Raw genomic sequence first — 12,851 nt, 5'->3', positions numbered from 1 at the left:
TGAGAGCGATCACTTCGCTGGCGGTATTGGACTGTGCCCATCCGGCCCGATGGCATAGCCACGAGCCATGAGGTACTCGATTTCATGTCGCAGCCACACTCCACCCTTCTTGAGCGCGTCGGTCACGTTCGTTGTCACAACAAAGGTCTGCCCCCGAGAGATTGCACGGTCCAGGAATTTGTCGTTCGCAGCTAGCTTCTCTGCTTCCGACATCTTCTCCCAGACACTTGCGGGGATGCTGAACGACTTGGCACCCAACTCCCGTGCAAGCTCCAGGTATCGAGGGTAGCTGCCGATCACGACGGTGCCGGTCGCGGTCGCCGATCCCGCCAGAGCAGTCTCCGCGCCCCCCATTCCCGCAAGTGCTGGCCCCGCTATGCCCAGCGCGGCCCCGACCACGAAGCCCTTGGCCGCCTCGAAGCCGACGTTGCCGCTTAGCGGCGCTCTCCCGTGCGAGACGTTCTGGTAGATCGCCCACCCGCCGTAGACGGCCGCCCCAATGCCTCCGGTGATCAAGAGCGGGTTCTTGCCGTCGGGATCCGTGTACTTCAGGGGATTGTTCGTGACGTAGGCATATCGGTTCCAGCGCTGCGGATCGACCTGTGCTTCTTTGACGCTCAGTTCGGGGTCGACCGTGCTAAATCGCCCGACGCTGGCCCGGTAGTAGCGGGCGCCGAAGTAGTCCAGGCCGGTCTCCGCGTCGCGCTCGTGGCCCGTGAAGAGTCTCTTCTCTTTCGCGTTCGCCGACGGATTCCATTCTTCCCCAAACGGCAGAAAGTCGTGGCGGCTTACGACCTGCGCGTTCTGATCGGTCACGACCCGCACGGAGCCCAGGGCGTCGAGGTGGTAGTACTCGACGACCTGCCCCGACTGCGCCCACGCCGGCGCCGGCGCCGACACCATCACCGCCACCAAGATCAGGAAAACGGCTGTCACGCGATCGAGAGCCGCACGCCGCCACCGCGAAGGCCTGTCAGCGGCCCTGATGAGAGCGACCGCGGCCGGCCACGTTGTCGCTGCGAGTGTTCGACGGTTCATCGATCACCTCCCACGTGCCACGCTGGCAGTTTACCTGTCAGCGGCTCCAGATGAACGGCGACTGACTCGCCGGCCTCCGTGGCGCCGTGCATGACCCACAGCAGGGTGCCTCCGGTCTCTTCGAGCGCGGCCGTATCAATCCGAGCGTCAACAAGGCGGTGCAGCCGGAGCAGGCGCCGCGCCTCGGCCGTGACGTCCCCATCCTGCTACCGGCCAAACCGCGCGTGCGTGGCGGCCAGCCGCGTCGCGACTCCCTCGCGCGAGACGTCCCGATCACGGCACGACTCCGCTCCAGCCCGTCCACGCCCCGAGATACACATACGCCACCTGCCACTGGGGCGTCCCGTTCTGGTCCACGTACTCACTCAACAGCGGCGCCCCGAGCCCGTGGATGAAGTATCGCGTCGTGGCCGATGACGGACCCTGGATCGATGGCTGGCCACGGGGCGCTGCGAATGACGCCGTGATGCAGTCCATTGCCGCCCGTCACAAGGAACTCAGCGCGAATCGTTCACCTCACGACGACCTCGGGGAACACATCAGGCAGGTACCACTCCCTCAGGTTCCGCACCATCGCCTCAACGAAGTCCGTGATTGCTCGCCGCTCCAAGTAGGCACATGCGTCGCGTCGTGGCAACTGATCCGCAGTCAGGTGTCGTCGATCTTCAATCGCACAAAGCGTCCGCAGCGCCTCGTCGCGTACAGTATCCTGCAGTCTGTCGTGTGCGCTACCGACCAAGGGACCGTGAGGGATGGCGGCACTCGCGACGCGGCAACTCACGGTCAACGTCTGAATCATGAGATCGATCGCTCGGTAATCCGCAACCCATAGGATCTCGCCTTGGTGGGCCTTGATCAACCAGCATTGCGAGGACCGCAGCATGTCCTCCAGTAGGTCGACGAAGATCTGGTCCCTGTCGAGACGCCACAACGAACCGGCAATTACGAGCCGACGGCTGGCATCCTGTTCATCACCAAGCATTCCTCGAAGAAGTGGGACGCAGGTCCTGTCCTCAAGGTCCGCGACCCCTTTCACTATGTGGACGTGGCGAGTGTGAAGATTCGCTCGCAGGAACGACCGTGCAAGGCCCACCTCGTCAGCAGTAAGTGCCCTCAGGAAACCGAGGTCCACCTCGCGGCGCGAGAGGCCAAAACTGTCGTGCACGTAGTAGTGACAGAAGGCTTCAAACGCAGGAGATCGTTGAACGTCTATCATCCCCGGCGGATACTCGTAGAATTGTCTTGCCCGGTCTGGCATCACTCCGTCCCCCAGGTAGGTCGCCGATTGAGGATCCAATTCCGGCAGACGGCACGGTGCTGCCGTCAGATGGCTATCGCTTCGGCGGCAACATCGACTTCCCATCCTTGCTGAACGTGTAACCCAGTCTCAGTAATTCCCGAATCTCGTCGTATAGTGCGCCACTGGATATCGTCCTGAGATCGAGGTTCGACCGGACGGTCCACGTTGCCGCCGCGACCTGCTGAATGAACTCCATGTTTGCGGCTTTCCTCGCCGCCGGCGTCATGGACCGCCAGATCTCCTCGGCAGTCTCGAAGAAGTGGGCTCCAGGGCTCTTCGCGAGAGTCGTGTAGCAGGTTGGCCCGTGATCGGCGTATCTGCCAATCACCGCGATCCCTTCGCTCGACCCACCGCTGGGCGCCTGTGCCCCGGTCAGCATTTCGCCCGCGGCCTGCACGGCCTCATGCCCGCCCGGTGAATTGAAGACCCTCGTTGCCCAAAGCCACGCCGACGACGCTTGCGTCGACGTCCAGAGCGCAACGCGCTGGGCGATCGGGGAGTTTGCGATCCGCTGTAAGGCCTGTAGTAGGAGCGGGTTCCGGCCATCCGGATCCTCGTACTTGAGCGGGCTATTCCTGACGTACGCGTACCGATTCCACCGCTGCGGATCGGTGAGGTTGGCCGGTAGTAGCGCGCGCCGAAGTAGTCGAGTCCAGTCTCCGCGTCGCGCTCATGACCGGTGAAGAGCTTCTTCTCTTTCGCGTTCGCCGGCGGATTCCATTCCTCTCCAAACGGCAAGAAGTCATGGCGGGCGACCACCTGCCCCGTCTGATCGGTGACGACGCGCACGGACCCCAGCGCGTCGAGGTGGTAGTACTCGACGATCTGCCCCGATTGCGCCAGCGCGGACGTCGGCAACAGCAGCGCCGCCACGATGAGGAAAGCGGCCGTCACGCGATCGTGAGTGGCATACCGCCGCCGCAGAGGATTTTCGGCGCCGATGATGAGAGCGCCCACGGCCGGCCACGTTGTCGCTGCGAGTGTTTGGCGGCTCATCGCTCACCTCCCACGTGCCACGCGATCAGTCTACCCGTCAGCGGCTCCAGATGAACGGCCACCGCCGCGCCGGCCTCCGTGGCGCCGTGCGTCACCCAGACCACATGATCACCGACGTCCTCAAGCGCGGCCGTATCAATCCGGGCGCCGGCCACGCCATGCAGTTGGAGGAGGCGCCGTGCCTCGGCCGTGACGTCGGCATCCCGTCCCCCGCCAAACCGCGCCTGCGCGGCAGCGAGTCGCATCGCGACCCCCTCGCGCGACGTCCCGAGGACAGCAGGACTGCGTTCCAGTCCGGTCCATGGACCGCGACACACGACGTGACGCACCCGCCCCTCGCCATCCAGCGTTACCGTCGCGATCCCCGTCCTCGTCGGGGCGGCTAGGTCGATGGCCCAGCCCGCGATCCGCAGCGGCTGGAGTCGCGCGCCGGCCGTTGGGATGTCAATCCACATCTGTGGCACGCCAATGGTAGGCTGGAACGTGGCCGTGCAGCTGCGCGTCGCGCTCGGCGCCAGTGAAGAGCTTCTGCTCCTCCGCGGTCGCCGGCCGATTCCACTCCCGTGGCACGTCGAAGCCCACGCCGAGCCGCCCGGCTCGCGATGGCCTCAGGCGAAGGCGGGCCGCGAAACGGCAGGAAGTCGTGGCGGCTGATGACCTGTCCCTGTTGATCAGTGTCGCAGTTCTGCAGCCTTCCCGGTTGTCATGTTCACCATGCAATGCGCCTGAATTTTCATCCCGTTCGCCAATGCGTGGACGGGACCTGTGAGGGTGGCCCAATCGGCGGCGCTACCGCCGTAACGGGCGCCCAAGCCAACCAACGCCGGGTGCCCGATCTCTCAATTGTCGGATCCACCTCCGTCCAACTCGGCATTCTTGGCCAAATCCCGAACCAGATCATCAAGTGTCTTCATCGTCTTCAGGTCCCGCCGTTGCGTCGACTTCCTCGCAGCTCGCGATGCGAACCTGCTCAGAGACTCCAGGTCCGGAGGATCTCCTGCGAACGCTGCCCAGATCGTCGCCGACTTCAACTCTCGATCGAAGCGGTCCCCGGGCCTCAATCTCCCGGCAGGGACTTTCAAACGCGCCGCACACTGTTCCCAAGTCTTCGCAACCGTGAGCTTGCTGCAATCAAAGTCGTGATAGTAAGTCGCGACAATGTCTGTGGTGCTAAGATCGTCTCGACTGCCGAAGACCTCTCGCACCTTTCGTCTGACGAGAATGCGTGTTCGGACATTCGAAATGACAATGAACGCCAAGACCCACGCTCCGACCAGTATCCCGAGCTCCATCTGTCACCTCGACGAGTCTACGGGCTCGTGAACCGTTGTCCCGTTACTACGCCAAATCCCGACGATCATCCTACCTGTAGGCGCATGGATTCTGGGTACATTCGTAGGCGCACTTCACCTCAAGACCAAATAGGTAGAGACCATACGCTGTGCTCCGAGTCAACAGCCTGTGGAAACTGCCAGAACTGTGGAAGCCGACGAGCAAACCGGCTGTCGGCTTCCACAAGTTCTTTGCAAAACGTCCGACAGTGGAACGTTTCGCACGAGCTCCCACAGGCCACCATCAACGACTCCTCGATCCGGATGATTCGGAAGACTCCCACTGGCAAGATCGGGCGCGACGATGCGACAATGGGAGCGCACGCAGACACACTCCGGCGCCCACGACCGTCAACCGGGTAGCCGCTCACCTTCTGCCAGTGCCTCGCTCATCAAACCGACACGACTCTTGGCGGAGACTCTTGGTGAGTCGATGCCCACGACGGCCGCAGTCGTTCACATTGCCAAGAATGCCCCGGAAGCCCGGTCACCTCGGTTGGGTCGAGCCCCCGAGATAGAGCTTGGAGACTGGAAGGAAAAGAACCCGGGCGTTTGGCTCGGAGGCAGGGAGTTGAACCCAGATCACCTGGTCGAGCCACCACACGTCTCAAGACCGAGAGCACGCGATGTCTGCCAATGAGTTGCTCAATGTCGTCCAGGCAGCGAACCATCTTGGCATCCGTCCTTGGACGTTGCGGCACTGGATTTGCGATCACAAGATCGAAGTCATCAAGTACGGCAACGGCGTCGTGCGCATACGCCGGTCCGTGCTCGACCGATTCATCGGAAACTGTACGATCAACGCAAGGCAGGACCATGGAGACGGACGACCGACAGAACCGTGACTTCTCGAAGGGGCCCGTGTGGGATCCGGCGAGGAATCGCTGGCTCGTTGAAGTTCGCTACCCGGACGGATCGCGACTCCGAAAGCGCTTTCGACGCGACCGGGATGCGCAGCGGCTGTGGGCAGCCGAACAAGCCAAGATCGAAAACGGCACCTGGCACGAGCAAGCGCCGAAATGCGTCACGCTTGCGACCGCGTTCGGCCTGTACCGCACGTACTCGAACGTCCAGAATCGTTCGCACGAGACGTATATCGAACCTGTGCTCTCGATGTGGGAGACCGAGATCAAGACCTCGAGTCTGCTGGCGAGAATCAAGCCGGCTCAGATCGAAGACGTCAAGCTGAGGCGCGCGCAGAAGGTGGCTCACAGCACCGTCGACAAGGACCTGGCCGTACTGAAGTCCTTCTTCAACTGGTGCATGTCCCACGGGCTGGCGGCCTCAAACCCCGTCCGCAGCGTCAAGTTCTTCAACGAGGACAACTCTCGTCTGCGCTACCTGACCGAGGATGAGTACAAGCGGCTGCTCGACGCCGCGCAGGACGTGGAAGCGTCCCGGTACCTACCGGAGAAGATCATCCTGGCGGTTCACACCGGCTTGCGGCGGGGTAGTCTGTTCAATCTTCGATGGGACGAAGTCGACTTCCTGAACCGCGTCGTCCGGATTCCTCGAACCAAGAGCGGCCGTCCGCATTCCTTGCCCTTGAATGCCACGGCACTCACGACGATCCAGGCTCTCTACACGCAACGCCTGCCGGACTGTCCGTACGTCTTCCCCCACGCCCGCGGGCGGAAAGCCGGTCAGCCGGTCAAGGACGTCAAGAACGGCTTCCACGCCGCGCTCGAAGCCGCAAAGATCGAGAACTTCACCTGGCACGACCTGCGGCACACCTTCGCGTCGTGGCTCATGATGAAGGGCGCGTCCCTTCGGGCGATCGCCGAACTGCTCGGCCACCGGGGCCTTCGAATGGTGATGCGCTACGCGCACCTGTCCCCCGCCTACTTGTCGGCTGAGGTCGCCCTGCTCGACGCGCCGCAAGCAAAAAGGGCAAGAAAAGGGCAACGTGCCCGGAAGGCCGATCGGGCACGCGCGAAAGTTGTCAAATTTCCTAGGGAAGTTGGCTCCTCAGGTAAGATTCGAACTTACAACCCTCCGGTTAACAGCCGGATGCTCTACCGTTGAGCTACTGAGGAATACGAACTGTCAATTTTAGCGAATCGGCGGGGATGGGTCAAACACGCCGGTCACCCATGACGTGACCAGCGCGTCGACGAGACCCCCACACCCGACGCACCCGACGCACCCGACGACGCACGCGGATGATAACGCGTCGGCAGGACCGCCTCAGGCTTCCGCGTGCTCCTTGAAGACCCGGCCTCCACCAGAATGAACAGAGGCGATCGCTTCATGCCGCCGGGTGCTATTTCAGCTTCGCCCCAGCCAGTTGCGCGACAGCCGCAAGCGTGGTCTGCGCCGCGTTGAGGCCGAGGCGGAAGTCCTTGTCGGTGAGATTCGCGTACATGTCCAGCGGCTGGTGCCAGAGGGGATCCCATCCGGACCCGACCTGCGACCCGCGCTCTAGCTCGCGCAGACTCACCGCCGCCGTATAGTCCTGGAACGCCGCTGAATCGGTGTTGGACATGCGGTTGCCGACGGTCACAGGATAATCGGTCGCGTAGCGGTCGTTGGCGGCGCGCAGCAGCCACGCGAGCGTCTGCGCCTCGGCCGCCATCTTCGCAGTTCCCGCAAACTCCACGTTCACATCCGCTTCGGGCCGCTGCTCGGGGCTGAGTGTGCCGTCAGCGCGCGGCATGCCGTGGTCATAGAGCATCATGTCGTGCTGGAGCATGCCCAGCCACTTCGGCTCCGGGTACTTGCCCGATCCGGGCGGGTCTTCCTTACCCTGCAGCTCGCGGCGCTGGTCCACATAGGCGCGGGCGCCGTTGAGGCCGGTCTCTTCGTTATTCCACAGAACGAACCGGATCGATCGCTCGGTCTGGACGTTCGGCGCGCTGAAAATGCGCGCCAGCTCCATGACGAGCGCCGTCCCCGATCCATTGTCGTTGGCCGCTTCGGCATAGCCCAGACCGTCCATGTGGCCGCCGATGATGTACATCTCGTCCGGATGGCTCGTGCCGATCTTCGTGCAGTAGACGTCTTCGCGCGCGCCCGGCGTCGTCGGCTGCATGTCCAGCTCGCGGACCTTCACATCAGGCTGCTTCATCGGATCGTTGTTCACGCCGGTCGGCCCGCGGTTCCCCTTCGGCGGGTTGCCGCCGCCACGCCCGCCTCGGCCCTGCGCCGCCGGAGCGCCTGCTCTGCCACCAGCCGGCGCGACACCACCGCTCGCGGCGGCCCGCTGCGGAGGCTGATACTCGTACTTGATCCGCTCCGTGTTCGCACACCCGTAGCTCTTGAGCTGGGCTTCGATCCAGTTGATCGCGGCCCGGTTGCGATCGGTGCCCTGCCGCCGATCGCCAAACTGCGTCAATCCCTTGATGGTGGCCTTGTACTTCTCCAGGTCGAGCCGGCTCACCAACGTTCGAACGGGATCGTCGGCTGGCGCCGACTGGCCCACCACCGGTGCCTGGGGTCGCGGCTGAGGTTGCGCTTGCGATTGCGCGGACGCCGATAGCACGGAGGCGGCCACCAGTACGGCCGCTGAATACATTACGGACTTAAGTGTCATCGCTGCCCTCCAGAGACCAGAAAGTCTAGCCCATATGACAGCCACTCCCGGAGTGATTGTTACATGGCACGATTCTCGCGTTGGCACAAACACTCCGGGAGTGGTTATCGAAGCGCCGGCGTTGTTGGCGGCGGCCGGCGCTGATGCGTCGCCTGCTCGTACGCGTAGGCCAGCCTGATCAACGTCGCTTCTGACCACGCGCGCCCGAAATACGTCAGGCCAGCCGGCAACGTGCCGCCGCGCGTGAAACCCATTGGCACCTGCACGGACGGAAACCCGGTCGTCGGCGAAAAGAACTGGCTGTTGTCCCCATGCGGCGTGTTCAGGTCGCCGATGAGCCGCGGCGGATTGCTCCACGTGGGATACACATACGCGTCGATCTTGAGCGCGTCCATCGTCTTCGTGACTGCGGAACGCACCTGATCCCGGTATGCAAACTCAGCCTTGCACTCGGGCGTCGCCGGGCCATTCTCCGGCCCCGCCTCCGCCTGCTCGAGCCTGCGCTGCACGGTGGGATGAAAACGCCGCGACTTGATGACGTCGGCCAGGCTCTTCACCGGCACACGGTCGCCGTGTGACGCGAGGTACCGGTTGATGTCGTACTTGAATCCCATGCAGGACGCCATCCCTGGCGGCCGTCGAATTCCGTCGAGACCCTCAACCGGCGCAGGGTCTACGATCACGGCGCCAGCGCGCCGCATGTCGTCGAGCGCCTTCATGAAGATCGCCACGATCTCGGGATCGGTCGTCTCACGTTCGTATGCCTGTCGAAGCACGCCGATGCGCGCACCACGAAGGCCGTCGCGGACGAGAGCCTTCGCATAGTCCTCCGGAGCCCGGCCGTGCGATGCGGCAGTCGCCGGATCGTCCGAATCCTCGCCGACGACCACCTGGAACACGGCGGCCGCGTCTTGAACGGTGCGGGCTATGGGTCCGGCAATATCGGCCAGCAGGTTGAGCGGCATCACCCCCGCGCGGCTGGTCAGGCCCATGGTCGATCGAATCCCCACCAGGGCCTGGTGCGAAGACGGCCCACGAATCGAATTGCCGGTGTCGCTGCCCAGCCCGACGGCGCCGAAACTGGCCGCGACGGCGGCCGCGGAGCCGCCGCTCGATCCGGCGGTGACGCGGTCGAGCGCGTACGGGTTCCTGGTGTAGCCGGGGAGAATTGAGCTCACTGTCTCGTACGGCGTGAAGGCCCACTCGGCCATGTTCGACTTGGCAAGCACGATCGCACCGGCATCCTTGATCCGCTTCACCAGGAACGCGTCCTTCGCCGACACGAATCCCTTCAGGGACAGCGATCCGTTGGCACTCTGCAAGCCGATGGTCTCGAAGTTGTCCTTGACGATCGCCGGCACGCAGTGGAGCGGCCCCACGAAGCCGCCCTGCGCGAAGCGCGTGTCGAGCTGGTCGGCCTGCGCAAGCGCGTCAGGATTGATGACGACGATCGCGTTGATGGCGGGGCCGGTCTTGTCAAAAGCCTCGATGCGCCGCAGATACGCCTGCACGAGCGCGCGGCATGTGAGCCGGCCGGCCTTCATCGCCGCGTGAATGTCGGCAATGCTGGCCTCCTCGACGTGAAAGGACGTCTGGGCCGGCCGCGCCGCCGAAGCCTGCATCGGCCTCGCGGCTGGCGCCTGGGACCAGAGTGGAGCGGTCGTTGCCACAATCAACGAGACGGCGGCCAGCGTCAGCGTGGTGATGCGCATAGCTGGAAATCATACACGGAAGGCCGCTGGAAGGACGCGACGGCATCTCGAAGGGTTGTGGGAGTCTCCCAGTTCGGACTCGGGCAGTTCCCTGGGAAGGCAATCGGGTAGCCGGTGTAAACTGTCCCCGTCCTCGGATTCGCCGGCCCCTTGCGGCGTCCATCATGAGGGGCCATTCCCCTCTGCGTCCGATCCGGGGGCCGGGTCGTCCCTGATATTGATGTGGTACGTTTCGTCATCACAGGCATCCGCGTTGCCCCCTGCGGACGCCGCCGAACGCTCGAGTGATACGCAGGAATTGACGCGATGAGCCGAAGCGACTCGAACGATCGGCACGCCGCCGGAGCACCTGAACGGGACACGACGCCCGTCCAGCCGCTGATGGGCGGCTTCGATCGAGAGACCTCCGTCCTCGTGCCCCGGCTGACAGAGCGGTGTGCGGGCGTTGCATGCGCCATCGCGGTGGTCGCGCTGGCGGGATGGGCGCTCAACGCGCGGGTGCTGGCATGGCAGTGGGACGGGGTCATTCCGATGGCTCCCGCCTCCGCCATCGCCCTGCTCGGTCTGGCCGGCGGGCTCTTCGTTATTGCGCGCTGGCCTCGGCCCCGTCCGGGCCGGATGCTGGCGCGCGCGGGTGCGAGCCTGGCAGCGCTGCTCGGCGTGCTCGTCCTGATCAAGCTCACGACCGGCCTCGAGGTTGGTATCGAGTGGACACTGGCCCGCACCAGAGAGTTGTTCGGCGGGATCCCGATCGGCCGCATGTCGCCGCTGACGGCGGCGCTGCTGATCCTCGAGAGTGCGGCGCTGTTGGCTCTCGTCGAGGTCAACCGGTGGCGCATGGCTGGAACCGTCGCGGCCCTGCTGGGGTTGACGGCGACAGCGATCAGTGTCGTGGTGGTGGTCGGCTACGCCTACGGCGCTCCGCTCTTGTATGGCGGCGCCACGATTCCAGTGGCTTTGCCCACCGCGCTCGCCTTTGTGTTGGTGGGAATCGGCGAGATCAATCTGGCGCTGCCCACGCTGCATGTCCTGCGCCACTGGCGCGGGGGGTCGCTGCGCGGAAGGCTGCTGCGTGCGTTCTTGCCAGGGGCTCTCTTGCTGGTCTTCGTGGAAGGCTGGCTGGACAACATATTCGAGCAGACCCGGACGATGAATCCGGCGCTGTGGGATTCGGTCACGGCGCTGGTGGTCTGCGGGTTGATTGTCGTCTTCACTGCCTGGATTGCCCGCGGTACCGGTGATGACATCGAGAACGTGAAGAACGCCCTGCGCGAGAGCGAATCACGCCTGCGCACGATCACCGATTCAGCCCAGGATGCCATCCTGATGATGGACCCGGAGGGCAGGGTGTCGTATTGGAATCCGGCCGCCGAGCGCATCTTCGGCTACTCGAGTGACGAAGCCCTCCGGCGCCACATCCACGAGCTGATTGTGTCCCCGCAGTATCGCCCGGCATTCTCCGCGGCGTTTCCAGTATTCCAGCAGACCGGACAGGGCGTCGCCGTGGGTCGCACGCTCGATCTGGAGGCCCGCACGAAGGACGGCCAGGACGTCGCCGTCCAACTGTCGTTGTCGTCCGTTCGTCTGCATGACGGGTGGTACGGGGTGGGCGTGGTGCGCGACATCACCGAGCAGCGGCAGGCTGAATCCGAGCGGCGCCAACTGGAGCAGCAAATCCAGCAAGCGCAGAAGGTGGAGAGCCTCGGCGTGCTGGCGGGGGGCATCGCGCACGACTTCAACAACATTCTCACGGCGGTGCTCGGGCACGCGGATCTGGCCTTGACCGCCCTCGGTCCGACTTCCGCCGCGCGATCGAGCCTCAATGAAATCAGCACGGCCGCACGTCGGGCCGCAGAATTGTCCCAGCAGATGCTCGCCTATTCTGGCGCCGCGTCGTTTACCCGGGAACGCCTGAACCTCAATCCGATCCTGGATGGGATGCAGCATCTGCTGCGCACGACGATCTCGAGCAAGGCGCAACTCGACCTGCAGCTGAATCGCGACCTCCCGGCGATTCATGCGGACCCGAGCCAGATCCGGCAGATCGTGTTGAGCCTCATCGTCAACGCGTCGGAGGCCATGAGCGAGACGCCCGGCGTGATCACGGTCAGCACGCGAATGTGCCGGTGCACGGCGGCGGATCTGCAGACCGCAGTCGTCCACGACGATCGCCCGCCAGGCACCTACGCCGAGTTGACGGTCAAGGACACGGGCTGCGGGATGGATGCCGAGACGCAGTCGCGAATCTTCGACCCGTTCTTCACGACGAAGTTCACGGGCCGCGGTCTGGGGCTCGCGGCCGTGCTGGGCATCGTTCGCGCCCACAAGGGCGTCATCAGGTTCGAGAGCGCACCGGGCCGGGGATCGACCTTCACGGTCCTCTTTCCGGCCGCGAAGCCGCAAGACGATGCCCGATCCGGCGACTCGACGGCCCCTCCAGCCGCTGGCGCGCGGCAGGACGCGGTTCGGGCCGCAGACCACGGCCCGGCGGCTCCGCGAGCTGACGGCCAGACGCGCGGCACGGTACTGCTTGTAGACGACGAGGAGCAGCTGCGCACGCTCGGCTCGCGGATGCTCAGCCGGCTGGGATACACGGTGCTGACGGCGGCCGGCGGCTCTGAGGCGATAGCCACGTACCGCACGCAGCACAGCGCCATCGACGTCGTGATCCTCGACCTGACGATGCCGGAGATGGACGGGGCCGAGGTCTTCGACCAGTTGCGCCTGATCAACCCCGACGTGCGCGTCGTGCTGGCGAGCGGATACAGTACGGCCGACATCTCCGAACGATTCGCCAACAAGGGACTGTGCGGCGTCATTCAGAAGCCTTATACACTTGACCTGCTCCGTCGTGCCTTGAGCAAGGCCACGACGGGGCCTGACGCATCTGCCCCCGCCGGGTCGGCCTAGGAGCGCCGCGATGAAGGGACGCGCGCGGGCCG

The 12,851-nt window shown here is 64.4% G+C and carries 10 protein-coding genes and 1 tRNA gene; 1 reads left to right on the top strand and 10 read right to left on the bottom strand.

Annotated features, from left to right (window positions below; translation table 11 throughout):
• Positions 1–9: 9 nt before the first annotated feature.
• From NTV05_16070 to NTV05_16025, 10 genes are all read right to left on the bottom strand, one after another.
• The gene (locus NTV05_16070) at positions 10–1,038 is read right to left on the bottom strand and encodes an RHS repeat-associated core domain-containing protein (GenBank protein ID MCX6545915.1); all 1,029 of its coding nucleotides are present in this window, start codon (positions 1,036–1,038) and stop codon (positions 10–12) included.
• 273 nt (positions 1,039–1,311) lie between these two features.
• Entirely contained in the window at positions 1,312–1,515 is a 204-nt protein-coding gene (locus NTV05_16065; GenBank protein MCX6545914.1) for a hypothetical protein, read from the bottom strand.
• A 34-nt stretch (positions 1,516–1,549) separates the two neighbouring features.
• Positions 1,550–2,296, bottom strand: a complete 747-nt coding sequence (locus NTV05_16060; protein ID MCX6545913.1) for a hypothetical protein — start codon at positions 2,294–2,296, stop codon at positions 1,550–1,552.
• Positions 2,297–2,369: 73 nt separating this feature from the next.
• The gene (locus NTV05_16055) at positions 2,370–2,666 is read right to left on the bottom strand and encodes a hypothetical protein (protein MCX6545912.1); all 297 of its coding nucleotides are present in this window, start codon (positions 2,664–2,666) and stop codon (positions 2,370–2,372) included.
• A 44-nt stretch (positions 2,667–2,710) separates the two neighbouring features.
• On the bottom strand, positions 2,711–3,334 hold the full coding sequence (locus NTV05_16050; protein MCX6545911.1) for a hypothetical protein: 624 nt from the start codon (positions 3,332–3,334) through the stop codon (positions 2,711–2,713).
• Entirely contained in the window at positions 3,331–3,789 is a 459-nt protein-coding gene (locus tag NTV05_16045; protein ID MCX6545910.1) for a hypothetical protein, read from the bottom strand. The genes NTV05_16050 and NTV05_16045 overlap by 4 nt, the downstream gene beginning before the upstream one ends.
• A gap of 2,280 nt (positions 3,790–6,069) precedes the next feature.
• A complete protein-coding gene (locus NTV05_16040; GenBank protein ID MCX6545909.1) occupies positions 6,070–6,462 on the bottom strand; it encodes a hypothetical protein in 393 nt (130 codons plus the stop codon).
• 164 nt (positions 6,463–6,626) lie between these two features.
• Positions 6,627–6,701 (bottom strand) — tRNA-Asn (locus tag NTV05_16035).
• 227 nt (positions 6,702–6,928) lie between these two features.
• Positions 6,929–8,197, bottom strand: coding sequence for a M20/M25/M40 family metallo-hydrolase (locus tag NTV05_16030; protein ID MCX6545908.1), 1,269 nt, complete (start codon positions 8,195–8,197; stop codon positions 6,929–6,931).
• Positions 8,198–8,301: 104 nt separating this feature from the next.
• Positions 8,302–9,909 (bottom strand): amidase family protein, encoded by a 1,608-nt coding sequence (locus tag NTV05_16025; GenBank protein ID MCX6545907.1) that lies wholly within the window; start codon positions 9,907–9,909, stop codon positions 8,302–8,304.
• Between the two features lie 306 nt (positions 9,910–10,215).
• Between NTV05_16025 and NTV05_16020 the strand changes: the two genes are divergently transcribed.
• Positions 10,216–12,819 (top strand): PAS domain S-box protein, encoded by a 2,604-nt coding sequence (locus NTV05_16020; GenBank protein MCX6545906.1) that lies wholly within the window; start codon positions 10,216–10,218, stop codon positions 12,817–12,819.
• Positions 12,820–12,851: the final 32 nt, after the last annotated feature.

This window comes from Acidobacteriota bacterium (assembly GCA_026393755.1).
Taxonomy (GTDB): domain Bacteria; phylum Acidobacteriota; class Vicinamibacteria; order Vicinamibacterales; family JAKQTR01; genus JBAXOX01.
Note: the sequence above shows the minus strand (reverse complement) of the source record. Positions and strands in the feature narration are given on the sequence as shown.

Excerpts from the sequence above, each read along its gene's own strand:
- NTV05_16070 (MCX6545915.1), bottom strand. The coding sequence starts at position 1,038 with ATGAACCGTCGAACACTCGCAGCGACAACGTGGCCGGCCGCGGTCGCT.
- NTV05_16065 (MCX6545914.1), bottom strand. The coding sequence starts at position 1,515 with ATGGACTGCATCACGGCGTCATTCGCAGCGCCCCGTGGCCAGCCATCG.
- NTV05_16060 (MCX6545913.1), bottom strand. The coding sequence starts at position 2,296 with ATGCCAGACCGGGCAAGACAATTCTACGAGTATCCGCCGGGGATGATA.
- NTV05_16050 (MCX6545911.1), bottom strand. The coding sequence starts at position 3,334 with ATGAGCCGCCAAACACTCGCAGCGACAACGTGGCCGGCCGTGGGCGCT.
- NTV05_16045 (MCX6545910.1), bottom strand. The coding sequence starts at position 3,789 with ATGTGGATTGACATCCCAACGGCCGGCGCGCGACTCCAGCCGCTGCGG.
- NTV05_16030 (MCX6545908.1), bottom strand. The coding sequence starts at position 8,197 with ATGACACTTAAGTCCGTAATGTATTCAGCGGCCGTACTGGTGGCCGCC.
- NTV05_16025 (MCX6545907.1), bottom strand. The coding sequence starts at position 9,909 with ATGCGCATCACCACGCTGACGCTGGCCGCCGTCTCGTTGATTGTGGCA.
- NTV05_16020 (MCX6545906.1), top strand. The coding sequence starts at position 10,216 with ATGAGCCGAAGCGACTCGAACGATCGGCACGCCGCCGGAGCACCTGAA.